The sequence below is a fragment of the Agrobacterium sp. CMT1 genome (assembly GCF_037203725.1).
Taxonomy (GTDB): domain Bacteria; phylum Pseudomonadota; class Alphaproteobacteria; order Rhizobiales; family Rhizobiaceae; genus Agrobacterium; species Agrobacterium pusense.
The window spans coordinates 349328-372015 of the sequence record NZ_JBBCAR010000007.1 but is presented as its reverse complement, the minus strand read 5'-3'; the positions used below and the strand labels follow the sequence as shown (position 1 = coordinate 372015).

At 60.3% G+C, this 22688-nt stretch carries 21 protein-coding genes; 9 read left to right on the top strand and 12 right to left on the bottom strand.

Translation table 11 applies throughout. The features are described from left to right. Nucleotides 1–51: 51 nt before the first annotated feature. The 3 genes from WA845_RS10340 to xylF all read right to left on the bottom strand — a co-directional run bounded on the left by WA845_RS10340 (nucleotide 52) and on the right by xylF (nucleotide 3286). A complete protein-coding gene (locus WA845_RS10340; protein WP_004445595.1) occupies nucleotides 52–834 on the bottom strand; it encodes an ATP-binding cassette domain-containing protein in 783 nt (260 codons plus the stop codon). A gap of 18 nt (nucleotides 835–852) precedes the next feature. Beyond that, a complete protein-coding gene (locus WA845_RS10335) occupies nucleotides 853–2166 on the bottom strand; it encodes an ABC transporter permease subunit (protein WP_112554733.1) in 1314 nt (437 codons plus the stop codon). A gap of 79 nt (nucleotides 2167–2245) precedes the next feature. Then, nucleotides 2246–3286, bottom strand: coding sequence for a D-xylose ABC transporter substrate-binding protein (gene xylF / locus WA845_RS10330; RefSeq protein ID WP_004445598.1), 1041 nt, complete (start codon nucleotides 3284–3286; stop codon nucleotides 2246–2248). 241 nt (nucleotides 3287–3527) lie between these two features. Between xylF and WA845_RS10325 the strand changes: the two genes are divergently transcribed. After that, nucleotides 3528–4760: an ROK family transcriptional regulator gene (locus WA845_RS10325; RefSeq protein WP_162719188.1), complete on the top strand. Its 1233-nt coding sequence runs from the start codon at nucleotides 3528–3530 to the stop codon at nucleotides 4758–4760. A gap of 16 nt (nucleotides 4761–4776) precedes the next feature. On the opposite strand, the gene WA845_RS10320 is transcribed toward WA845_RS10325, so the two are convergent. From WA845_RS10320 to WA845_RS10290, 7 genes are all read right to left on the bottom strand, one after another. Further along, nucleotides 4777–6321, bottom strand: a complete 1545-nt coding sequence (locus WA845_RS10320; protein ID WP_337322305.1) for a glycerol-3-phosphate dehydrogenase — start codon at nucleotides 6319–6321, stop codon at nucleotides 4777–4779. Between the two features lie 167 nt (nucleotides 6322–6488). Further along, entirely contained in the window at nucleotides 6489–6905 is a 417-nt protein-coding gene (gene mce, locus WA845_RS10315) for a methylmalonyl-CoA epimerase (RefSeq protein ID WP_112554729.1), read from the bottom strand. 12 nt (nucleotides 6906–6917) lie between these two features. Further along, the gene (gene scpA / locus WA845_RS10310) at nucleotides 6918–9059 is read right to left on the bottom strand and encodes a methylmalonyl-CoA mutase (protein WP_337322304.1); all 2142 of its coding nucleotides are present in this window, start codon (nucleotides 9057–9059) and stop codon (nucleotides 6918–6920) included. A 133-nt stretch (nucleotides 9060–9192) separates the two neighbouring features. Then, complete coding sequence (locus tag WA845_RS10305) at nucleotides 9193–11196, bottom strand: acetyl-CoA carboxylase biotin carboxylase subunit (protein WP_112554725.1); 2004 nt, start codon at nucleotides 11194–11196, stop codon at nucleotides 9193–9195. A 43-nt stretch (nucleotides 11197–11239) separates the two neighbouring features. Further along, a complete protein-coding gene (locus WA845_RS10300) occupies nucleotides 11240–11617 on the bottom strand; it encodes a hypothetical protein (protein WP_112554723.1) in 378 nt (125 codons plus the stop codon). Nucleotides 11618–11638: 21 nt separating this feature from the next. Continuing rightward, nucleotides 11639–12535 (bottom strand): glutathione-dependent disulfide-bond oxidoreductase, encoded by an 897-nt coding sequence (gene yghU, locus WA845_RS10295; protein ID WP_112554721.1) that lies wholly within the window; start codon nucleotides 12533–12535, stop codon nucleotides 11639–11641. 102 nt (nucleotides 12536–12637) lie between these two features. Continuing rightward, nucleotides 12638–14170, bottom strand: coding sequence for an acyl-CoA carboxylase subunit beta (locus WA845_RS10290; protein ID WP_034497197.1), 1533 nt, complete (start codon nucleotides 14168–14170; stop codon nucleotides 12638–12640). A gap of 118 nt (nucleotides 14171–14288) precedes the next feature. Between WA845_RS10290 and WA845_RS10285 the strand changes: the two genes are divergently transcribed. After that, complete coding sequence (locus tag WA845_RS10285) at nucleotides 14289–15707, top strand: short-chain fatty acyl-CoA regulator family protein (protein ID WP_112554719.1); 1419 nt, start codon at nucleotides 14289–14291, stop codon at nucleotides 15705–15707. Between the two features lie 6 nt (nucleotides 15708–15713). Here WA845_RS10285 and WA845_RS10280 read toward each other — a convergent pair whose 3' ends face one another. Next, on the bottom strand, nucleotides 15714–16370 hold the full coding sequence (locus WA845_RS10280; protein ID WP_161794443.1) for a DNA-3-methyladenine glycosylase family protein: 657 nt from the start codon (nucleotides 16368–16370) through the stop codon (nucleotides 15714–15716). A gap of 37 nt (nucleotides 16371–16407) precedes the next feature. On the opposite strand from WA845_RS10280, the gene gluQRS reads away from it, so the two are divergent. After that, nucleotides 16408–17307 (top strand): tRNA glutamyl-Q(34) synthetase GluQRS, encoded by a 900-nt coding sequence (gene gluQRS, locus WA845_RS10275; protein WP_112554717.1) that lies wholly within the window; start codon nucleotides 16408–16410, stop codon nucleotides 17305–17307. Here gluQRS and WA845_RS10270 read toward each other — a convergent pair. Next, nucleotides 17275–18192, bottom strand: coding sequence for a YihY/virulence factor BrkB family protein (locus tag WA845_RS10270; protein ID WP_004445618.1), 918 nt, complete (start codon nucleotides 18190–18192; stop codon nucleotides 17275–17277). The genes gluQRS and WA845_RS10270 overlap by 33 nt on opposite strands. A 179-nt stretch (nucleotides 18193–18371) precedes the next feature. Between WA845_RS10270 and WA845_RS10265 the strand changes: the two genes are divergently transcribed. From WA845_RS10265 to WA845_RS10240, 6 genes are all read left to right on the top strand, one after another. Further along, complete coding sequence (locus WA845_RS10265; RefSeq protein WP_112554715.1) at nucleotides 18372–19205, top strand: SDR family oxidoreductase; 834 nt, start codon at nucleotides 18372–18374, stop codon at nucleotides 19203–19205. A 16-nt stretch (nucleotides 19206–19221) separates the two neighbouring features. After that, nucleotides 19222–19419: a twin transmembrane helix small protein gene (locus tag WA845_RS10260; RefSeq protein ID WP_004445622.1), complete on the top strand. Its 198-nt coding sequence runs from the start codon at nucleotides 19222–19224 to the stop codon at nucleotides 19417–19419. A 1-nt stretch (nucleotide 19420) separates the two neighbouring features. Further along, a complete protein-coding gene (locus tag WA845_RS10255) occupies nucleotides 19421–19999 on the top strand; it encodes a cob(I)yrinic acid a,c-diamide adenosyltransferase (RefSeq protein ID WP_112554713.1) in 579 nt (192 codons plus the stop codon). Nucleotides 20000–20031: 32 nt separating this feature from the next. Next, nucleotides 20032–20805, top strand: coding sequence for a rhomboid family intramembrane serine protease (locus WA845_RS10250; protein ID WP_112554711.1), 774 nt, complete (start codon nucleotides 20032–20034; stop codon nucleotides 20803–20805). 180 nt (nucleotides 20806–20985) lie between these two features. Next, complete coding sequence (locus WA845_RS10245; protein WP_022563006.1) at nucleotides 20986–21732, top strand: electron transfer flavoprotein subunit beta/FixA family protein; 747 nt, start codon at nucleotides 20986–20988, stop codon at nucleotides 21730–21732. Between the two features lie 25 nt (nucleotides 21733–21757). Next, nucleotides 21758–22687 (top strand): electron transfer flavoprotein subunit alpha/FixB family protein, encoded by a 930-nt coding sequence (locus tag WA845_RS10240; RefSeq protein ID WP_006697715.1) that lies wholly within the window; start codon nucleotides 21758–21760, stop codon nucleotides 22685–22687. Nucleotide 22688 lies beyond the last annotated feature (1 nt).

The following is a 22688-nucleotide window of genomic DNA, read 5'->3' as shown; positions in this document are numbered from 1 at the left end:
AAGTCCGAAGCCGCTTCGGATTTGCGCGTCTTCGGACGGAATATTCGACAGTCAGGATACGACAGCGCCGGGGCCTGCCACGGCACCCGCAGGCACCTTGCCCAGAATGATCATCCCGAGCACTTCGTCCTTGGTCACATCCTGGGTGCGGGCATGGCCCACCACCTTGCCGTTTTTCATCACGAACACACGATCGGCGAGATCGAAAACGTCGTGAATATCGTGGCTGATGAGAAAGATGCCGATGCCCTGCCGTTTCAGCTCCTTGACGAGATCGCCGACCTGCGCGGTCTCCTGCGGACCGAGCGCCGCCGTCGGTTCGTCCATGATAAGGATGCGGGCGTCAAAGAGAATGGCACGGGCAATGGCAACGGACTGCCGCTGGCCGCCGGACAGCGCCTTTACCGGCTCCTTGAACCGCCGAAAATTCGGGTTGAGACGTCCCATGACCTCACGCGCGGAGGCTTCCATGGCGACATCGTCCAGCGTGCCCCATTTCGTCTTCAGCTCGCGGCCGAGATAAAGATTGGCTGCCGCATCGACATTGTCGGCCACGGCAAGCGTCTGGTAGATGGTCTCGATGCCATATTTCTTGGCGTCACGGGGATTGCGGATATCCGCCTCTTCGCCATTGATGAGGATATCGCCGCTATCGCGCCGATAGGCGCCTGAGAGTATCTTGATCAGGGTCGATTTGCCTGCGCCGTTATGGCCGAGAAGGGCGACAACCTCGCCGGGGAAAAGATCGACAGAGGCGTTTTCCACCGCGTGGATGCCGCCGAAGGAAATGGAAATATTGCGCATTTCCACGAGGGGCGTGACTTGGTCCGTCATAGGAGTTCTCCTCGGTTCTTACTTGGCGCGGGCGCGGTAGATGGTGTCGAGCCAGACGGCGACGACCAGAACCACACCGACGACGATGCGCTGGAAGGGCGTATCGATGCCCACCAGCACCATGCCGGATTGCAGCGACTGCATGACGAGCGCGCCGAGCATCGCGCCCGCTATGGTTCCGACGCCGCCGGCAAGCGAGGTGCCGCCGATGACGGCTGCCGCGATGGTGTAGAGCTCATCGAGCTCACCCTGGGCATTGGTAGCGGCATTGAGGCGAGCGGTTGAAATCGCCGCGGCGATGGCGCACAGAACCCCCATCAGCGTGAAGATCTTCACCGTGACCCAGCGGGTCTTGATGCCGGCAAGTTCGGCAGCTTCCGGGTTGCCGCCGATGGCGAAGACATACCGTCCGAAACGAAGCCGTGTGGCGATGAAGGTCATGACCGCACCGACGGCAAGCGCCATCAAAACGGGAATGGCGATGCCGTGCGGAATGAACAGGCCGCCATCCGGCCAGGCGATGCCGTTGGCATCGGCATAGTTGCGGGCAATGTTGACCGGCCATGGGTAGCTGTTGACGACGGCCACGAAACCGATGACGACAAGGCATCCGAGCGCAGCCAGAAAATACTCCGCCCAGACGGGCCGTAGCGGAAAGCCGAAACGTCGGCGCTGATGACGTGAATTCAGGATCGCCGCCATAATGGCGACGCAGGCGACGGCCGCGGCTATCCAGCTCCATGTCGCACCGATCGAGCCGCTGGTGCCGCCCCCCATCAGGCGGAAGGTGGAATCCATCGGCGCCACCGTGCGGCCGCTGGTGATGAACCACGTGCCGCCGCGCCAGACGAGCAGGCCACCGAGCGTGACGATGAAGGAGGGTACGTTGAGGAAGGCGATGATGGAGCCCTGCAACATGCCGATCGCGCCGCCGACGAGAATGCCGACCGCAAGCGTGACAATCCATGTGGCCCAATGTTCGAAGCCAAGGATCTGCGGCAGGATTTCCGCCTGCATGACACCCATGATCATACCCGAAAAACCGAGGATGGAACCCACCGAGAGATCGATGTTGCGGGTGACGATGACGAGGACCATGCCGGTTGCCATAACGGCCACGGACGCCGTCTGCACGGAAAGGTTCCAGAGATTTCGCGGCGTCAGGAACAGGCCGCCGGACAGGATATGAAATCCGATCCAGATCAGAAGAAGTGCGCCGACCATCCCGAGCAGGCGGGTATCGAGTTCCGTGGCGCTGATGAAGCGCGCAATCGAGCCGGTCTTTTCCGTCTTGGCGGACGCTGTGGAATTGGATTGGGTCATATCGGCCATGAACTGCCGGTGCTCCTCACATCTTAAAGGGCGCCGCGCCATGAACCATGGCGCGGCGCCCGAACCGGGACATATTCGATCAGTCGCAGGCCTTGACGGACCCGGCCTTCACGCCCTGGCAGGCGGTTTCCTTCTTGATCCAGCCCGCATCGATAACGACGTTCAGATTGTCCTTGGTGATGGCGATCGGCTTGAGGAACACCGACTGCATCGTCACCTTCTTCGGACCTCCGTCAAAAGCGGTGACGCCCTTGATCTCCGTCATCTTCTTGCCACCGGCCAGTTCCAGCGCGATGCCGGCTGCTTCCTTGCCGAGTTCGCGGCTGTCCTTCCAGACTGAGACGGTCTGTGTGCCGAGCGCGACGCGGTTCAGCGCGGCGAAATCGGCATCCTGCCCGGAAACCGGGACCGACCCCGCCAAGCCCTGCGCGGCGAGCGCGGCGATTGCGCCACCGGCCGTGCCGTCATTCGAGGCGACGACCGCATCGACCTTGTTGTTGTTCTTGGTCAGGAACTGTTCCATGTTCTTCTGGGCATTTTCCGGCTTCCAGCCATCGGTATAGGCTTCGCCGACATTCTTGATCTTGCCGCCGTCAATGGCCGCCTTCAGCACTTCCTGCTGGCCCGCAAAGAGGAAATCCGCGTTCGGATCGGAAGATGAGCCCTTGATGAAAACATAGTTGCCTTCCGGCTTCACCTTGAAGACTTCGGCTGCCTGCAGACGACCGACTTCCTTGTTGTCGAAGGTGATGTAGAAGGCGTTCTTGTTTTCGATCAGGCGGTCATAACCGACAACCGGAATACCCTCGGCAACTGCCTTTTCAACAGCCGGGCCGATGGCGTCGCTGTCCTGCGCCAGGATGATCAGCGCGTTGGCGCCCTGGGAAATCAACGATTCCACATCAGTCAGCTGCTTGGCCGCGGATGACTGCGCATCGGCGGAGATATACTTTGCGCCTGCCTTGTCGAGGGCTGCCTTGATGGCCGCCTCATCGGTCTTCCAGCGCTCTTCCTGGAAATTCGACCAGGATACGCCGACGACGAGGTCAGCCGCAATAGCGGCCGTATGCAGGGAAACGAGTACGGCTGTACCCGCCAGAAGCTTGGCAAATGAATTCATGATGTCCTCCCGGTAAGAGCGCTGCCCCACACCTCCATGCGGGGAAAACGCCTGAAAAAGCTGCCGGTCGCTGTGGTTTCACAATTTTCTCGACAGTCGAGAAAATTAATGTCAGAGATTCCCCATGCTGTCAACAACGGCTGCGGGCAGCATCCGGGTGCCTTGATCTTGTCCAGCACATGCGCCATGGACAGGTCTAGCACGACAGGAAAAAGGCCGTTCAGGGAGCATGCCCCAGCCCATGTCCGCCATTGCAAGCACGGAACTGGTGCGCCAGAAAAACAGCCTGTCGGTGATGGCAGCACTGCGCCTGCACGGCAGTCTCTCCCACACGGACATGTCGACTTTCACCGGGCTTGCTTCAGCAACCGTTTCCGCCATCACCACCGAGCTTGAGCGGGCGGGCCTCATATTACGGAAAGAACAGCTCGCAACCGCCGGTCGGGGCCGGCCGCGCATTCTCTTCGGGCCACGCGGGGCTTTCTGTCACGTCGCCATCATCATCATTTCTTCAGATAGCGTGCAATATTCGCTGGTCGATTATGCCGGCAAGCTGGTGGACCGCTTCACCGAACAGAGGATCGCCGCTGAAAAAGGAACGTTCGGCGGCGCGATCCTTGGCGGCCTTGCACGGCTTGCCGACCGCTCACGCATCGACAGTCATGATATTCTCCAGGTCTCGATCAGCAGCAAGGGGCTGGTTGATGCGGGCGCGGCAACGCTTCTCTGGTCTCCGGTTCTCGGCGACGAAAAGATAGATTTCCAGCAGCTTGTTTCGCAAGACGGGCGCACCCGCGTGACGTTGAACAACGAGACGCTGCTGGCCGCAAAAGCCATCTGGATGGGAGAGCATGCGAAGGGCAATCCCGCGCCGGATGCCCTTGTTACCCTGTCGCTCGGCCATAGTATTGGCCTTGGCGTCGCGCGTGCAACGGGCGGCACGATCGAGGTTAGCGCCCCCAACTTCGGACATATGCTGCATCTGGCCGACGGCGCCTTGTGCCGCTGCGGCACCAAGGGCTGCATCGAGGCTTATTCCGGCTTCTACGCCATCCTGCGCTCGGCTTTCGAGGCCCCACCTCAGGCCGAACCTGCGAAGTTCGTGCCAACAGCCGAGGTGGACAAGATCGCCGCTTCAGCCCGCGCGGGGGGACGCATGGCGCGGTTTGCGTTCCGCACCGCTGGGCTGGCGCTCGGCAACGGCCTTTCACGCCTCTTCAGCCTGCATGGTCATATGCCGGTTTTCATCACCGGCCCCGGCACACGTTATTTCGACCTCCTGGAAAGCGGCCTGCGCGACGGGCTGGCGCAATCGCAAGCAGTGCGTTTCGGCGGCATGCCGGAAATTGCAATAGCACCGAACGAACCGGAACTGGTGTTCGAAGGGCATATGGAACACGCTCTTTCCGCCGCCGATGACTATATATTGAGTGCAGAAAGCTTTCCGAAACCGGCGAGGAACTCCACAGCCTGACACTAGCGGAAGACGTTCAGGCTCGCTCCACCGCAGCTTCCGCCTCTTTCCTTCCACCCGTCAGCTTGGATACGAAGTCATCCAGCTCGGCGGCCTCGGCCTTGTTCAGGCGAAGGCCCTGTTTCGTGCGTCGCCAGAGAATGTCCTCGGCCGTGCAGGCCCATTCCTGCTCAACCAGCCAGCGCACCTCGCATTCATAGAGCGTGCCGCCGAAATGCCGGCCGAGCCCGACGGCATCGGTAACGCTGCCCAACAATTCCGCAGCCTTCGTACCGTAGTTTCTGACTAGCCGCTCGGCATGGTGTCTATCGAGGAAAGGATATCGGGAGACAAGCGCCCGCACCTGCGTCTCATATCTCTCCGCGCCGAAATCTCCACCTGGCAGGTGTGAGCCCGCCGTCCATGCCTTGCCCTTTTCGCCGATCGCCGCGCCGATCTTTTCCAGCGCATGTTCCGCCAGCCGTCGATAGGTGGTGAGCTTGCCGCCGAAAATATTGAGGAGTGGAGCTTGCCCGTTGCCCTCCTCAACCTTCAGCACGTAATCGCGTGTGGCTTCCTGCGCTTTCGAAGCACCATCATCAAAGAGCGGCCGCACGCCGGAATAGGTCCAGACGATGTCTTCCGGCCGAACCGGCTCGCTGAAATAGTCGCTGGCGGCGTTGCAGAGATAGGAAATCTCTTCCTCGGAAATGCGAACCTTGGCCGGATCGCCCTTGTAGTCGCGATCCGTGGTGCCGATCAGCGTGAAATCCCGCTCATAGGGAATGGCGAAGATGATGCGGTTGTCAGGGTTCTGGAAGAAATAGGCGCGCGGATCGGAAAACTTCCGGCGCACGATAATATGGCTGCCCTGCACGAGCCGGACATTATGCACATCCTTTCGCCCGAAGACGCCGGAAAGCACCGTATCCACCCAGGGACCAGCGGCGTTCACCAGCATACGTGCCTTGTGCACGCCCGCACCGCCGGTTTTTTCGTCCAGAGTTTCGATGAGCCAGAGCCCACCTTCGCGTCGTGCCGAAACGACCCGCGTGCGGTTCATGATCATCGCGCCGCGATTAGCGGCATCGCGCGCATTGAGAACCACGAAACGGGCATCATCCACCCAACCGTCGGAATATTCGAAGGCCCTGGCAAAAGCCGGTTTCAGAGGCTTTCCAGCCGGGTCCTTCCGCAGATCGAGCGTTCGGGTGGCTGGCAAAAGTTTCCGGCCGCCGAGATTGTCATAAAGAAACAGGCCAAGCCGAACCATCCAGGCCGGGCGCACCCCGTCCTTCTGAATGGGCAGGACGAAACGCATGGGCCAGATGACATGCGGCGCCATGGCCCAGAGAATTTCCCGCTCCATCAGCGCCTCGCGCACCAGACGAAACTCATAATGTTCGAGATACCGCAGTCCGCCATGGATGAGCTTGGTGGCGGCGGACGACGTGCCGGAAGCGAAATCGCCTTTTTCCGCAAGCGCCACGGAATAACCCCTGCCCACCGCATCGCGGGCAATGCCACAGCCATTGATGCCGCCGCCGATGACAAAAAGATCAAAAATGTTTTCGCTGGACATGAAGCCTCCGCGACAATGCAAGGGAAGAAACCCTTTATGGAAAGACAATTACATAAAAACGAAAACAAAACGAATGTCAAAAGAAAACAAACGAACCACGAAAGCACGTGTGAAAGCGCCGCCGTGAGCATTGCCTCACAGGGTCAGCCTCCTAGGAGATTTATGTTTCAGCCGTGTGTCTGAGAAACCTGCTCGAGCTCGTAAAGCACCCCGCCCATATCCTTCGGATGCAGAAAAAGAACGGGATTGCCGTGCGCGCCGATCTTTGGCGTGCCATCGCCGAGAATACGGACGCCTTTTTGAATGAGGTCGTCGCGCGCCGCCAGTAGATCCGGCACCTCGAAGCAGAGATGATGTGTGCCGCCGCCCGGATTGCGTTCGAGAAAAGCGGCAATCGGCGAGTTTTCCCCGAGCGGGTGAAGAAGTTCGATCTTGGTGTTATCAGCCTGAATGAATACAACCGTCACGCCATGTTCAGGCAGGGCTTGTGGTTCCGAAACCGCCGCGCCAAGCGCCCTGTAACGGGCAATGGCGGCATCGAGGTCGGGTACCGCGATGGCGACGTGATTCAATCTTCCGAACATGGCCGCCTTCCCTCACACGTTCCGCCTGATGCCTTCGAGCAGGTCGAGCACCTTGTTGGCCGCATCCATGACATTGGTACCGGGGCCGAAGATGGCCGAGACTCCGTGGTCGAGCAGGAACTGATAATCCTGGCGCGGAATGACCCCACCGACAACAACGATGACGTCTTGCGCGCCTTTCTGTTTCAGCGTCTCGACCAGCTGCGGCGCAAGCGTCTTGTGCCCTGCGGCGAGCGACGACATGCCGACCACATGCACCTTGTTCTCAACGGCAAGCTCGGCCGCCTCCGCCGGTGTCTGGAACAGGGGACCGGCCAACACGTCGAAACCAATATCGCCGAAGGCAGACGCAATAACCTTTGCGCCACGATCATGCCCATCCTGCCCCAGCTTGGCGACCATGATGCGCGGTTTTGTGCCGATCCGTTCAGCCACACCTGAAAGGCGGGCGGCAAGCGTAGCGAGTTCCGGCTCATCCTTATAAGCCTCGCCGTAGATATCGCTCACCACCTCGGGCACCGCAGCGTGGTCTCCGAAGGCCACGCGCAGCGCATCGGAAATCTCTCCCACCGTGGCGCGTGCACGGGCCGCGACGACGGCGGCTTCGAGAATATTGCCCTTGCCGCTGCGGGCCACCTCCGAGAGCGCCTGCAGAGCGGCCTTCACGTCCTTGCCATCGCGGCGACGGCGCGTGTCTTCGATGCGGCGGATTTGCGCGGCCCGCACGGCGGCGTTATCGATATCGAGAACATCGATATCCTCTTCATTTTCGAGACGATAGCGGTTGACGCCGACGATCACCTCCTCGCCCTTGTCCACCGCCGCCTGCCGGCGTGTCGCGGCCTCCTCAATCAGCCGTTTCGGCAGGCCCTCCGCCACGGCCTTTGTCATGCCGCCAAGCGTCTCGACCTCCTCGATCAGCGCCCAGGCCTTCTCGGCCAGCTCACTCGTCAGGCTTTCGACATAATAGGAACCGGCCAGCGGATCGACGACCCTGGTGACGCCGGTTTCGTGCTGGAGGATCAGCTGGGTATTGCGGGCAATGCGGGCGGAGAATTCCGTCGGCAGCGCAATCGCCTCATCGAAGGAATTGGTGTGCAGTGATTGCGTGCCGCCGAGCACGGCGGACATGGCCTCGAAGGCAGTGCGGACGATGTTGTTATAGGGGTCCTGCTCTTGGAGCGACACGCCCGATGTCTGGCAATGGGTGCGCAGCATCAGCGACGACGCCTTTTGCGGCTTGAATTCCTCCATGATGCGTGACCAGAGCAGGCGCGCGGCGCGCAGCTTGGCCGCCTCCATGAAGAAATTCATGCCGATGGCGAAAAAGAAAGACAGGCGGCCGGCAAAATCGTCAACATTCAGCCCCTTGGCCAGCGCTGCCCGCACATATTCACGGCCATCCGCGAGTGTGAAGGCAAGTTCCTGCACCAGCGTCGCCCCGGCCTCCTGCATGTGATAGCCGGAGATGGAGATGGAGTTGAATTTCGGCATCTCCCTCGCCGTATATTCGATGATGTCGGCGATGATCCGCATCGAGGGTTCGGGCGGATAGATATAGGTGTTGCGGACCATGAACTCCTTGAGGATGTCGTTCTGGATGGTGCCGGAAAGCGCTGCACGCGGCACGCCCTGCTCCTCCCCCGCGACGATAAAATTGGCAAGAACGGGGATGACCGCGCCATTCATCGTCATGGACACCGAGACCTTGTCGAGCGGGATGCCGTCGAACAGGATTTTCATGTCCTCGACGCTATCGATCGCCACGCCTGCCTTGCCGACATCGCCCTCCACGCGCGGATGGTCGCTGTCATAACCGCGATGGGTAGCGAGATCGAAAGCCACGGAAACGCCCTGCTGACCGGCAGCCAGCGCCTTGCGGTAAAAGGCATTCGAGGCTTCCGCGGTGGAGAAACCGGCATATTGGCGGATGGTCCAGGGCCGTCCCGCATACATGGTGGCGCGCGGGCCGCGGGTGAAAGGCGCAAATCCCGGCAGGCTGTTCAGATGGGAAACATGGTGCAGGTCGTCGGCCGTATAGAGCGGCTTGACCTCGATACCCTCAGGGGTGTGCCAGACGAGTGTGTCCGGTGAGCGCTTCAGCTCCTTTTCAGCAAGGTGAAGCCAATCCCGCACCGTTTTTTCACCCGACATGCATCTCTCCCCGTTTGCATTTCGCTCTCGCATTCCAGCGAGAGATCAAGGCAGATTCGCCCGGCCCGTCCGCAGGTCCGACCCCGTAAACCGCCCCGGCCGGTATCCGTTCCGGAAAAACCGGCAGCGACCTTCACTCGAACTCGAGAATAACCTCATCCACAGCGAGACTATCGCCGGGTTTCGCCGCCACTCTCGCAACACGACCGCGTTTTTCGGCACGCAGGATGTTTTCCATCTTCATGGCTTCCACCGTCGCCAGTGCCTGCCCGGCCTCTACCTCGTCACCCTCACCCACCGAAATACCGGTGATGACCCCCGGCATGGGGCAGAGCAGCAGTTTCGACGTATCCGGCGGCAGTTTTTCCGGCATCAGCAGCGCCAGTTCCGCCACGCGCGGGCTGCGCACGCGGGCGAGAACATCCATGCCACCCCAGCGCAGACGAACCGCTGCGCCTGCAAGATCGACCTTGACGGCAATGACCTCGCCCGCCACCGTAAACAGGCCAAGGCTTTGACCGGGAAGCCAGCCGGTATCGATGGTGAGCGCTGTCCCGTCTTCAAAACGGACCGCCGCGCCATCCGCACCGGTTTCAATGCTGAGCCGGTGGCGAAACGCACCAAACGAAACCATCCAGTCTTGCCCGATAATGCGGCGATGATTGCCGATGGTACCGGAAATTTCCACCGCTCGGTTCTGCACACGCTGATTGATGATAGCGGCAATGGCGGAAAGCTTGCGCGCGGCGGCCTCATCCGGCTCGACGCCGGAGAAGCCTTGCGGAAACTCTTCCGCGATGAAGCCCGTCGTGAGCCTGCCAGAGCGAAAGCGCTCATGCTGCATGACGGCCGACAGGAAGGGCAGATTGTGGCCGATGCCCTCGACTTCGAAACGGTCGAGCGCCCGCCCCATGGCATCGATGGCCGTTTCGCGATCCTTGCCCCAGCTGCACAGCTTGGCGATCATCGGATCGTAATACATCGAAATCTCGCCGCCTTCGAAAACACCGGTATCGTTGCGGATGACGATGCCACCCTCCTGCCTGCCCTCTTCCGGTGGACGATAACGCGTCAGGCGGCCGATGGAGGGCAGGAAGTTACGATAGGGGTCTTCGGCATAAAGCCGGCTTTCGATCGCCCAACCATTCAGCTTCACATCCGCCTGTCCGAAGGAAAGCCTTTCACCCGAGGCCACACGGATCATCTGTTCAACCAGATCGATGCCGGTAATCAGTTCCGTTACCGGATGTTCCACCTGCAGACGGGTGTTCATTTCGAGGAAATAAAAATTGCGGTCGCCATCAACAATGAATTCCACCGTGCCGGCGGAGTGATAACCGACCGCTCTCGCCAGCGCCACGGCCTGCTCGCCCATGGCATGCCGAGTCGCCTCGTCCAGAAAGGGCGACGGCGCTTCCTCGATGACCTTCTGGTTACGCCGCTGGATAGAGCATTCTCGCTCCCCGAGATAAAGGATATTGCCGTGCCTGTCGCCCAGCACCTGAATTTCAATATGGCGCGGCTGGGTGACGAATTTTTCGATGAAGATGCGGTCGTCACCAAAGGAGGATTTCGCCTCGTTTTTCGAGGACTGGAAACCCTCGCGCGCCTCAGCGTCGTTGAAGGCGATGCGCATGCCCTTGCCGCCACCGCCGGCAGACGCCTTGATCATGACCGGATAACCGATCTGCGAGGCGATCTTCACCGCCTCATCCGCATCCTCGATCAGCCCCATATGGCCGGGTACGGTGGAAACGCCGGCTTTCGCAGCCAGTTTCTTCGACGTGATCTTGTCACCCATGGCCTCGATCGCGCCGACGGGCGGACCGATAAAAACGACACCCGCCTTTTCCAGCGCCTGCGCAAAGGCAGCGTTTTCCGACAGGAATCCGTAGCCCGGATGGACCGCATCCGCTCCAGTCTTCTTGATCGCCTCAAGGATCTTGTCGATGACGATATAGGACTGTGACGAGGGTGCCGGGCCGATATGAACGGCTTCATCTGCCTGTCTCACATGCAGCGCATTGGCATCGGCATCCGAATAGACCGCAACGGTGGCGATGCCCATCTTCTTCGCCGTCTTGATGACCCGGCAGGCAATCTCGCCGCGATTGGCGATGAGGATTTTCTTGATCATGCGGTTGTTGCCCTCTCCCTCAGCACAAACCCTTAAACAGCCCTCAAATCTCGAAAAAATTCTCGAAGGATTCCGGAAAATTCTGCCGGGCGACGCGTTCGTCTATGACGAGCATCGCCTGATAGGAAATGGGATCGAAGTTTTTCTCCGCCGGCACCACCTCCCGGCCAAAAAGCAGGTTGAGGCGGGCGGCGTCGAGATTGCCGCGCTCGAAAGGCTCGGCACCAAAATGGTGCCAGAGCGAGTGCAGGAAGGCGGCATCGATGCGATGCTCCTTGGTGTCGTTGCGCGCCCGGCGGGGTATCATCTTGATAGGCGTTACCCCCTTGGGGTTGGCGCGACGGATGGTGAACTGGACGCCCGTGCTCGGCATACCGGAGGGAAATCCCTTGTGTTTGGTCATTTCGGGCAGGTTCGCCATCTTTAGTCCTTCTTGTATCTGTTACGCCTTGCCGATCTTGTCCTGCGTCTTCGTGTCGAAGTCGGAGGCATCGTGGCGTTCATGCAATTGTTCAGACGGATCGCCGGAGGTCTTGTTGACGATCACGCCGCGTTTTACAGCAGGGCGTTCGCCGATTTCCAGCGTCCAGCGCATGACGTTCTTATAACCGTCTGCTTCAAGGAAAGCACCCGCATCGCCATATGCCTGGCCAAGCGCGATCTTGCCATACCACGGCCACACCGCCATGTCGGCAATCGTGTATTCCGAACCGGCGAGATAACGGTTTTTGGCGAGATGGCGATCCAGCACGTCGAGCTGGCGTTTGACTTCCATGGCGTAACGATCGATGGCGTATTTGATCTTGATCGGCGCATAGGCATAAAAATGGCCGAAACCACCGCCAAGGAAGGGGGCGGAGCCCATCTGCCAGAACAGCCAGTTCAGCGCCTGCGTGCGGGCATTGCCCTCCTTCGGCAGGAAGGCGCCGAATTTTTCCGCGAGGTAAACGAGGATGGAGCCGCTTTCGAAAACGCGCGTCGGCTCAGGCGTCGAATGATCCATCAGCGCCGGGATCTTGGAGTTCGGATTGACCTCGACAAAACCGGAACCGAACTGGTCGCCTTCGCCGATCTTGATGAGCCAGGCATCGTATTCGGCGCCCTTGTGGCCGGCAGCAAGCAATTCTTCCAGCATGATGGTGACCTTCTGGCCATTCGGCGTCGCCAGCGAATAAAGCTGCAGCGGATGCTTGCCGACGGGAAGTTCCTTTTCATGGGTGGGACCGGCGATCGGCCGGTTGATATTGGCGAACTGGCCGCCATTGCCCTTGTCCCAGGTCCAGACCTTGGGCACTTCATACCCGGTGGGGAAATTATCTGCTGAGGATTTTTCGGCCATGAAAATGTGTCCTTGTGCGTTTCAAGAGGACATCCGGACATCCGGGCGCCTGAACATCCATATAGTAAGGTGGCCGAAGCATTTTTCCAGCCCTTCAGCAGATCAGAGCGGAATGGTGTCGTGTTTCTTCCAGCGGGTTTCCACGCTCTTGTTGCGCAGCGACGCAAACGCGCGGGCGATGCGGCGGCGCGAGGAATGCGGCATGATGACCTCATCGATAAATCCGCGCTCCGCCGCGACGAAGGGATTGGCGAAACGCTCCTCATATTCTCTCGTGCGCGCAGCGATCTTCTCGGGATCGGCAAGCTCGGAACGATAGAGGATTTCCGCCGCGCCCTTGGCACCCATCACGGCAATTTCGGCCGTTGGCCAGGCGTAGTTGACGTCCGCGCCGATATGTTTGGAGGCCATCACGTCGTAAGCCCCGCCATAGGCCTTGCGGGTGATCAGCGTCACCATCGGCACTGTCGCCTCCGAATAGGCGAAGAGAAGTTTTGCGCCGTGCTTGATGACGCCGCCATATTCCTGGGCCGTGCCTGGCAGGAAACCCGGCACATCCACCAGCGTCAGCAACGGAATGTTGAAGGCGTCGCAGAAGCGCACGAAGCGGGCGGCCTTGCGCGAACTGTCGATATCGAGGCAGCCGGCCAGCACCATCGGCTGATTGGCGACGACGCCGACCGTCTGGCCTTCGAGACGAATGAAGCCGGTGATGATGTTTCGGGCAAAGGCCTCCTGCAATTCGAAGAAATCGCCCTCGTCGGCCAGCGCGTGGATCAGCTCCTTCATATCATAGGGCTTGTTGGAACTGTCAGGGATCAGCGTATCGAGCCGCGCTTCCAGGCGCGCCGGATCGTCGTGGAACGGCCGCACCGGCGGCTTTTCGCGATTATTGAGCGGCAGGAAATCGAACAGCAGCCGCACATGCTCCAGCGTCTCGATGTCGTTTTCGTAAGCGCCGTCAGCGACGGAGGATTTTTTGGTATGGGTCGAGGCGCCGCCCAGTTCTTCGGCCGTGACGATCTCGTTCGTCACCGTCTTCACCACATCCGGCCCCGTCACGAACATGTAGGAGGTATCGCGCACCATGAAGATGAAATCGGTCATGGCAGGCGAATAAACCGCACCACCCGCACATGGCCCCATGATGACGGAGATCTGTGGCACGACGCCGGAGGCGACGACATTACGCTTGAAGACATCGGCATAACCGCCAAGCGAGGCCACGCCTTCCTGAATGCGCGCGCCGCCGCTGTCGTTGAGGCCGATAACAGGCGCGCCGTTGCGGACCGCCATATCCATGATCTTGCAGATTTTCTGGGCGTGGGTTTCCGAGAGCGAACCGCCGAGCACGGTGAAATCCTGCGAAAACACATAGACCTGCCGGCCATTAATGGTGCCCCAGCCGGTCACGACACCGTCACCGGCGATCTTCTGGCTCGCCATGCCGAAATCCACCGCTCGGTGGGTGACATACATGTCGTATTCTTCGAAGGAACCCTCATCCAAGAGCACGTCGATGCGCTCGCGCGCCGTCAGCTTGCCCTTTGCGTGCTGCGCCTCGATGCGCTTGACGCCGCCACCGAGCCGAGCCTCTTCCCGCCGCGTTTCCAACTGCTCCAGAATGCCGGGCATGTATCCTCCATGCGTTATGCCACGATCAATAACCCAGAAAATACTCTGCCAGAAGCCTTGATCGTGCGCGTATGCGTGCCATAAATATTTGCAATATTTAATTTTGCAAAGTTGCAACATGGCGACAGAAAAACTCTTTATCGGCCGCAAGGTGCGCCGCCTTCGCGAAAATGCCCGCGCCACGCAGGCGCAATTTGCCGAACGGCTGGGCATTTCCGCGAGCTATCTGAACCAGATCGAAAACAACCAGCGCCCCGTTTCGGCCAGCGTTCTGGTGACGCTGGTGGAAAAATTCCAGCTCGACATGGCGGAACTGGCGACAGGCGAAAGCGACCGGCTGGTTTCCGCCGTGCGCGAGGCGCTGAAGGACCCGCTGTTCATGAATTATGAACCGGGGCTTCAGGAGTTGAAGCTGATTGCCCAGAACGCACCTGGTTTTGCCCATGCGCTGCTGCGGGCCCATCAGGCCTATCGCCAGAACAGCGAACAGCTGGTGCAACTGGATGACCGCTTAGGCCGCGGCACCGCACAGGTTGAAAGAACCCCCTATGAGGAGGTCCGCGATTTCTTTCACTTCGTCGACAATTACGTTGCCGAGATTGATCTTCTAGCCGAGGAGCTGGCGCAGGAACTGGAGATCGAGGGAGGCGAGACCGACAGCATTCTGTCAGCGCATCTCAGGAACCGTTACGGCATCCATATCACAAGAACCGCGGCGGCAGGCGGGCTGATCCGGCATTTCGATCCTGTCGGCAAAACGCTCGCCCTCAGTTCCTACATGGCCGCATCCACCCGCTGTTTTCAGCTCGCGTTGCAGATCGCCCAGCTTCACGCCGGCCCGACGGTGGACAGGGTGCTGGCCGGCGCCGGTTTCCGCAACACGGAAGCGGCCGAAATCTGTCGTATCGGACTGCACAATTATTTTGCCGCAGCGCTCATCCTGCCCTATGGACAATTTCACCGGGCGGCACAGGAACTGCGCCATGATCTCGAACTTCTCGCCGTGCGTTTTGGCGCGAGCCTTGAGCAGGTGGCCCACCGTCTGAGCACCCTGCAGCGCCCGGGCATGAAAGGCGTACCGATCTTTTTCGCCAAGATCGACCGCGCCGGCAACATCACCAAACGCCACAGCGCCACGCGGCTGCAATTTGCCCGGTTTGGCGCGGCCTGTCCGCTGTGGAATATCCATCAGGCTTTCGAAAGCTCCGACAGGATCGTGCGGCAGCTGGCGGAAACACCTGACGGCGTGCGCTATCTCTCAATCGCCACCCAGATCGAAAAGGCCGGCGCCGGTTTTAATACGGAAAGGCCGCGTTACGCCATCGCACTCGGCTGCGAGATTTCCCATGCGCAAAATTTCGTCTACGCCGACACGCTCGATCTCGGCAATGCGGCTTCCTTCAAACCGATCGGCATTTCCTGTCGGGTGTGCGAAAGGGTGGATTGCGTGCAGCGCGCCGTGCCGCCGCTGAAACGCAAGCTGCATTTCGATCATCTTTCACGCGGCGCCCTGCCCTATCGGATTGCCGATTTTTGACCCCGCTCAGGGCAGTGGCACCATCGCGCGCCGCATGATGTTGGCGTAATAACCCCAGAAAAGCCGGGCGGCGACGGAGCGCCATGGCGACCAGAGTGTCGCGCGTTCCGCGAGCCATTTCGCTTCCGGCCTTATCTCCAGATCGAGCGCATGTGCCACCGCTGATCTCAGCGCCACATCGCCAACGGGAAAAATATCCGGATGCCCGCCGCAGAACATCAGATAGACCTCGGCCGTCCATGGGCCTATGCCACGAAGCGCCACCAGTTCAGAAAGGGCTGCACTCCCCTCCTTGCGCACCACGCCGTCAAGGTCGATCTGCCCTTCGGTAACGGCGCGAGCCAGTCCTTCCAGCGTCGTCGCCTTGGCGCGCGAAAGGCCGAAAGTAGCCCGCAATTCCTCCGGTGCGCCGAGATAATTTTCCGCCGTAACCGCGCCGCCCGTCCCGGTGAGAATACGCGCCCATATGGCAGTGGCGCTGGCGCGCGACACCATCTGCGAGACGACGATATGAGCAAGGCCGGCAAAGCCGGGCTCGTGGATGCGCAGTTCCAGCGGACCGGCTATCTCAATGACAGGGGCAAGTGCGGGGTCGAGGCGGGCGAGATGCTCCAGCCCTTCGCTGATGTCATCCATCCCGGTGATGATTTTCATGTCGGTCATTCCATATGCCGCACCTGCTGGCGGGGTGCATTAAAACATGGCAGAAGAAACCATGCCTTCATCCATCCGTCAAAAACCGGTTTACCGTTTCGCGCCAAGCCCCAACGGCCCGCTGCATCTCGGCCATGCGCTTTCCGCATTCCTGAACCATGACATGGCGCTGGACAATGGCGGCCGCTTTCTGCTGCGTATAGAGGATATAGACCAGACGCGCTGCACGCCGCAGCTGGAACAGGCGATCTATGATGATCTCGGCTGGCTGGAACTCTCTTGGGAAGAGCCAGTGCGGCGACAATCGGAGCATTTCGATGAGTACCGGATGGCGCTGCACAGGCTGATCGAGGCGGATCTTGCCTATCCCGCCTTTCTCAGCCGTGGCGAAACCAGGGCCATTGTCGGTGCCTTCGAAGCGGAAGGCGGGACATGGCCGCGCGATCCTGACGGAGCGCCGCTCTATCCGTCCGTCGACCGCGAGAGGCCGAAGGCGGAACGGGCGGCCCTGCTCGCATCCGGACGGCAACACGCCTGGCGGCTCGACATGGACAAGGCGATCCGCGCCGCCCATACCCCACTGTTCTGGCAGGAGAGCGGCGACGGGGTGACGGGCCAGATCGAGGCCCTGCCCGCGCTCTGGGGCGATGTGGTGCTGTCGCGTTCCGACGCGCCTTCGAGCTATCATCTTTCCGTTGTGGTTGACGATGCACTGCAGGGGATCACCCATGTGGTGCGCGGCATGGATCTCTTCCATGCCACCGCCATCCACCGGCTGCTGCAGCAGCTGCTGGACCTACCGCAGCCCGCTTATCATCATCACCGGCTGATTTTGGGCACGGACGGGCGCAAGCTTTCGAAAAGCGAAGGCAGTACCGGGCTTTCCGCCCTTCGCGCCGAAGGAGCGACGCCCTCAGATATCCGCCGGCTTGTCGGCCTCCTCTAGCGCCTGCCCGCGGCGCGCGCCATTGCCGCCGATGTTACGGCGGATGATCTGCCGGACCTTGTATTTCATCAACGCGGCATTCACCTCCGCGCCGAGCATGAAGATGACGCCGACCATATAAAGGAACACCAGAACCACCATGACGGAGGCGAGACCGGCATAGGTGGCGGCATAATTGGCGAAGGTGGAGAGATAATAGGCGAAGATAGCCGCGCCGATGACCCAGAATATCATCGTCAGCAAAATACCCGGCCAGACATCCCAGATGCGGCGCTTGCCTGCGGGTAGCCACAGATGCGCCGCCACCAGCCCCGCCGTCAGCACCACGATGGTGCCATAAAGACCGAGGCTGGAGATGGTGTTCAGCACATCCGTCAGCCACGGAAACCGCCGTTCGGCGAAGGACATGGCGACCGGCACGGCGACGAGCACGGTACTGATTCCGGCAAAGACCACAACGGCAATCAGGACATAAAGCAGGCTGAGCAGGCGGGTCACATACCACCAGCGCGTTTCCGTGACGCGATAGGCGCGGTTCAGCGAAATGCGCAGCGCCTCGACGCCGTTCGAGGCGAAGTATGCAGCCGCCAGTACCGAAATCGTCAGCAGGCCGCCGCGCGGGATGGTGAGAACCTGCTGCACCTGAGCTGCCAGCGGACCGGCAATTGCTTCCGGCCAGGTGTCGAAAATCAGATGCACCGCCGTTTCTGAGAACTGGTCGGCGCCCAGAAAACCGGCCAGCGCCGTGCCGAAGATCAGGAACGGAAACAGCGCCAGCAGGATGGACAGCGCCATGTGGCTCGCCATCGCCCAGCCGTCATCCTCGGCGAAATGGGAATAGGCATCGAAGGCAACCTTGCCTGCCAGGCGCACTGCGGCAACCATGTCGCCTCCATTCATCGGCATTTCATTTGTAACTTCGCCCCGAATATGGGAAATCAGCTTCGTTTTGTACAGCGCGCAAGCTGACCTTTCGGTTCCCGAAGGACACGGATTTCGCGCGATTGGATTTTAACGGGCCGGGTAATCGGACCAGAGCGACAGTCGGTTTCCCGGAGCGGCAAATGTCTGAAAAACCCGTCATCATCATCACCGGATGTTCCTCGGGGATCGGCGCCTATTGCGCCGGCGCGCTCCACCGGGACGGCTGGCGGGTTTTTGCCACCGTGCGGCGCATCGCTGACATGGCAGCCCTCGAAAATCAGGGCATAGAAACCCTGATCATGGATTACACAAAGCCCGAAACCATCGCCGCGCTGGTGGACACCGTCGCCGCCCGCACCGGCGACCGCATCGATGCGCTTTTCAACAATGGCGCCTATGGCCAGCCGGGCGCGGTGGAGGACCTGCCAGTCGCAGCGCTGAGAGCCCAGTTCGAAACCAATGTCTTCGGCTGGCACGATCTGACGCGGCGGGTCATTCCCTTTATGCGGGCGCGTGGTGCGGGCCGCATCGTGCATTGCTCGTCCATTCTCGGGCTCGTGCCCTATCGCTATCGCGGCGCCTACACCGCTTCGAAATTCGCGCTTGAGGGGCTGGGCGTCACCCTGCGCATGGAGCTTCAGGGCAGCGGTATCCATGTCAGTCTGATCGAACCCGGCCCGATCACGTCGAAATTCACCGCGACGGCGCTTGCTCATATCAATGAGCATATCGATCTCGAAAATTCGGCCCATGCGGCAGAATATAAACGCCAGCTGGCGCGTATGGATGGTTCCGGCCCCGTCAACCGTCACAAGCTCGGCCCGGATGCCGTTTATGCCGTGCTGAAACACGCCCTGACGGCTGCAAGGCCGAAACCACATTATCCCGTTACCGTTCCGGCCAAACAGGGGCTTATGCTGAAACGGCTCTTGCCTGCCGGACTTTTCTATCGTCTGCTGCGCAGATTCGATTGAGGAGGAGTAATACCGCATGTCCGGCTTCACCACCGTTCTGGCCCTTATCGTCATGGGGCTTGTCGTCATCGTGTTGATACGCGGCCTCTTCAACATGCTGAAGGGACAGGACGCCAACCGGTCCAACAAGCTGATGCAGCTTCGCCTGCTTCTGCAGGCCATTGCCATCGCTCTGATCATGCTCACCCTCTGGCTCACCGGAGGCGGCCGCTGACATGGTGAAACTGAACAAGATCTACACCCGCACCGGCGACAAGGGTACGACGGCGCTGGTTTCCGGCCCGCGCCGACCGAAGCACGATCTGCGCGTCGAAGCCTACGGCACGGTGGACGAGACCAATTCGGCCATCGGTGTCGCGCGGCTTCACACGGCCGGGCTGGAAAAGCTGGATGCCATGCTTTTCCGCATCCAGAACGATCTTTTCGACCTCGGCGCCGATCTTGCCACGCCTGACGATGGCGAACCGCTGCCTTACGAACCGTTGCGCATAGTCGAAAGCCAGGTCACACGGCTGGAAAGCGAAATCGACGACCTCAACGCCCCCCTCGAACCGTTGACGTCCTTCGTGCTGCCGGGCGGCAACGCCGCGGCGGCAAATCTGCATTTGGCACGCACGGTTTGCCGGCGCGCAGAAAGGCTGATGGTGGAGCTTTCCGTCACCGAGAATGAGATCGTCAGCCCGGCCGCCATCAAATATGCCAATCGCCTCTCCGACTTCCTGTTTGTCGCGGCCCGTTTCGCCAATGATGCCGGCAAGGCCGACATATTGTGGGTTCCGGGCAAGAACCGCTAAGGCGTTTCAACGACGCAACAAAAGGGCATTCGATGTTCATACCGCTGCACGATGCGAATTCCCTCAAGCATATCCGGCTGCAATATGTCACCATCGGCCTGATCGTGGTCAACGTGCTGGTCTGGCTGTTTACCGGCGTGCTGGCCAGCGACACCGAAGCCAATGCCGCTGCCCTCGGCCTCGGCTTCATTCCCGCCGTGGTGTTCGATTACGCCTATCTGGAACCCGCCCTGCAGGTCGTGCCTGATGACCTCACCGCCATCACCTATGCCTTTCTTCATCTCGATTTCTGGCATCTGGCCGGCAACATGCTGTTTCTCTGGGTCTTCGGCGACAATGTCGAGGATGCGCTCGGCCATTTTCGTTTCCTGATCTTCTATCTCGCCTGTGCCATCGCCGGCGCGCTGTTTCACGGTTTCGTCGCCCCCACCTCGGAAGGACCACTGATCGGTGCCTCGGGTGCGGTTTCCGGCGTCGTCGCGGCCTATTTCCTGCTGCATCCAAAAGTGCGCGTCTGGGTGCTGGTCCTCATGCGCATTCCGCTTCCACTGCCCGCCTTCATTCCCCTGGCGCTGTGGATCGGCCAGCAGTTCCTGATGCTGGCGCTCAGGCTGGAAGAGAATGTCTCCTGGGGCGCGCATGTCGGCGGCATCTTGGCGGGCGCCATCATGGTAATTTTCATGCGCAGACGGGGCGTTCCCCTGTTTGATCGCACCATTGTCCCGCCGAGGGCGGCGCAGTTCAAAAATACGTCGCAAACGGCGGGGTTGTCGCAAATCGAACGCGGCTATGACGGGGGTAGATGAGAGGTCACGTCAGAGATAGAGTATTTACGTTAACGTCAACGTAAGATATGCCTTGTGTGCATGCGATAATGAAGATTGCTCCGTTGTAATTGCGGGAAAAATGCTTATCCATGTCGCCAACCTGTTTTTGGAGGTCCGCTCGGCATTGCCAAGCGGACAGGAGTTTGAGGAAAGCCGCCGATGAAAATCCTTGTCCCCGTTAAACGAGTCGTCGATTACAACGTGAAGATCCGCGTGAAGGCGGATGGTTCTGGCGTTGAGCTTGCCAATGTGAAGATGTCGATGAACCCGTTCGACGAAATCTCGGTGGAAGAGGCCCTTCGCCTGAAGGAAGCCGGCAAGGCTGAAGAAGTCGTCGTCGTCTCCATTGGACCTGCCAAGGCGGAAGAAACGCTGCGCACCGCGCTTGCGATGGGTGCCGATCGCGCCATCCTGATCGAGACCGATGAAACGGTCGAGCCGCTCGCCGTCGCCAAGCTCCTGAAGGGCGTGGCCGAGGCTGAGCAGCCCGGTCTCGTCATTGTCGGCAAGCAGGCGATTGACGACGATTCGAACCAGACCGGCCAGATGCTGGCAGCCCTCCTCGGCTGGGGCCAGGGCACCTTCGCCTCAAAGGTCGTGCCTGCCGACGGCAAGGTTGCGGTGACCCGCGAAGTCGATGGCGGCCTGCAGACGGTGGAACTGAAGCTTCCCGCTGTCGTCACCACCGATCTTCGTTTGAACGAGCCGCGTTATGCCTCGCTGCCGAACATCATGAAGGCGAAAAAGAAGCCGCTCGACAAGAAGGCTCCGGCCGATTTCGGCGTCGATGTTTCGCCGCGCCTGAAGGTGTTGAAGACCGAAGAGCCGGCGGGCCGCAAGGCCGGCATCAAGGTGGGCTCGGTTGCCGAGCTGGTCGAAAAGCTCAAAGCCGACGGCGTCCTCTAAGGTTTCGGAAAAGGGAGATATTCTCATGGCCATTCTTCTTCTGGCAGAACACGACAACGCAACCCTTTCCGACCTGACGGCAAAGACCCTGACGGCGGCAACTCAGATTGGCGGCGACGTCCATGTGCTGGTCGCCGGATCCGGCGCCAGGGGCGCTGCCGACGCCGCAGCAAAACTTTCCGGTGTTTCCAAGGTGCTGCTTGCCGACGATGCATCCTATGCAAACCAGCTGGCGGAACCGCTGGCGGCGCTGATCGTTTCGCTTGCCCCGTCCTATGACGTCATCATCGCTCCTGCGACCGCCTCGGCAAAGAACGTCACGCCGCGTGTTGCTGCGCTTCTCGACGTGGCTCAGGTCTCGGAAATCATCGAAGTTGTCAGCCCGGATACCTTCAAGCGCCCGATCTATGCCGGCAATGCCATCCAGACCGTTCAGGCAACCGATGGCAAGAAGGTCATCACCGTTCGCCCGACGGCCTTTGCGGCAGCGGCAGAAGGCGGTTCGGCAGCGGTCGAGACGATCGCCGCCGCCGAAAACCCCGGCGTCTCCTCTTTCGTTTCTGATGCACTGGCCTCGTCCGACCGTCCGGAACTGACCTCGGCGAAGATCATCATCTCGGGTGGCCGTGCTCTCGGTTCTTCGGAAAAATTCAAGGAAGTCATCCTTCCTGTTGCTGACAAGCTGGGTGCTGCCGTTGGTGCATCGCGCGCTGCCGTCGATGCCGGCTATGCGCCGAATGACTGGCAGGTGGGCCAGACCGGCAAGGTCGTCGCCCCACAGCTTTACATCGCGGCGGGCATTTCCGGTGCCATCCAGCATCTGGCCGGCATGAAGGACAGCAAGGTCATCGTCGCCATCAACAAGGACGAAGAAGCGCCGATCTTCCAGGTTGCCGATTACGGCCTTGTGGCGGACCTCTTCGAGGCATTGCCGGAACTGCAAAAGGCCCTCTGAT

Bases quoted from the DNA above. Each gene is read 5' to 3' on its own strand.
- mce (WP_112554729.1), bottom strand. From the start codon at position 6,905: ATGTTCGGAAGATTGAATCACGTCGCCATCGCGGTACCCGACCTCGAT.
- WA845_RS10260 (WP_004445622.1), top strand. From the start codon at position 19,222: ATGTCCGGCTTCACCACCGTTCTGGCCCTTATCGTCATGGGGCTTGTC.
- WA845_RS10280 (WP_161794443.1), bottom strand. From the start codon at position 16,370: ATGACCGACATGAAAATCATCACCGGGATGGATGACATCAGCGAAGGG.
- WA845_RS10335 (WP_112554733.1), bottom strand. From the start codon at position 2,166: ATGGCCGATATGACCCAATCCAATTCCACAGCGTCCGCCAAGACGGAA.
- WA845_RS10285 (WP_112554719.1), top strand. From the start codon at position 14,289: ATGGCGACAGAAAAACTCTTTATCGGCCGCAAGGTGCGCCGCCTTCGC.
- gluQRS (WP_112554717.1), top strand. From the start codon at position 16,408: ATGGCAGAAGAAACCATGCCTTCATCCATCCGTCAAAAACCGGTTTAC.
- WA845_RS10340 (WP_004445595.1), bottom strand. From the start codon at position 834: ATGACGGACCAAGTCACGCCCCTCGTGGAAATGCGCAATATTTCCATT.
- WA845_RS10270 (WP_004445618.1), bottom strand. From the start codon at position 18,192: ATGGTTGCCGCAGTGCGCCTGGCAGGCAAGGTTGCCTTCGATGCCTAT.
- WA845_RS10265 (WP_112554715.1), top strand. From the start codon at position 18,372: ATGTCTGAAAAACCCGTCATCATCATCACCGGATGTTCCTCGGGGATC.
- WA845_RS10290 (WP_034497197.1), bottom strand. From the start codon at position 14,170: ATGCCCGGCATTCTGGAGCAGTTGGAAACGCGGCGGGAAGAGGCTCGG.
- yghU (WP_112554721.1), bottom strand. From the start codon at position 12,535: ATGGCCGAAAAATCCTCAGCAGATAATTTCCCCACCGGGTATGAAGTG.
- WA845_RS10325 (WP_162719188.1), top strand. From the start codon at position 3,528: ATGTCCGCCATTGCAAGCACGGAACTGGTGCGCCAGAAAAACAGCCTG.
- WA845_RS10255 (WP_112554713.1), top strand. From the start codon at position 19,421: ATGGTGAAACTGAACAAGATCTACACCCGCACCGGCGACAAGGGTACG.
- scpA (WP_337322304.1), bottom strand. From the start codon at position 9,059: ATGTCGGGTGAAAAAACGGTGCGGGATTGGCTTCACCTTGCTGAAAAG.
- WA845_RS10250 (WP_112554711.1), top strand. From the start codon at position 20,032: ATGTTCATACCGCTGCACGATGCGAATTCCCTCAAGCATATCCGGCTG.
- WA845_RS10245 (WP_022563006.1), top strand. From the start codon at position 20,986: ATGAAAATCCTTGTCCCCGTTAAACGAGTCGTCGATTACAACGTGAAG.
- WA845_RS10300 (WP_112554723.1), bottom strand. From the start codon at position 11,617: ATGGCGAACCTGCCCGAAATGACCAAACACAAGGGATTTCCCTCCGGT.
- WA845_RS10320 (WP_337322305.1), bottom strand. From the start codon at position 6,321: ATGTCCAGCGAAAACATTTTTGATCTTTTTGTCATCGGCGGCGGCATC.
- xylF (WP_004445598.1), bottom strand. From the start codon at position 3,286: ATGAATTCATTTGCCAAGCTTCTGGCGGGTACAGCCGTACTCGTTTCC.
- WA845_RS10240 (WP_006697715.1), top strand. From the start codon at position 21,758: ATGGCCATTCTTCTTCTGGCAGAACACGACAACGCAACCCTTTCCGAC.
- WA845_RS10305 (WP_112554725.1), bottom strand. From the start codon at position 11,196: ATGATCAAGAAAATCCTCATCGCCAATCGCGGCGAGATTGCCTGCCGG.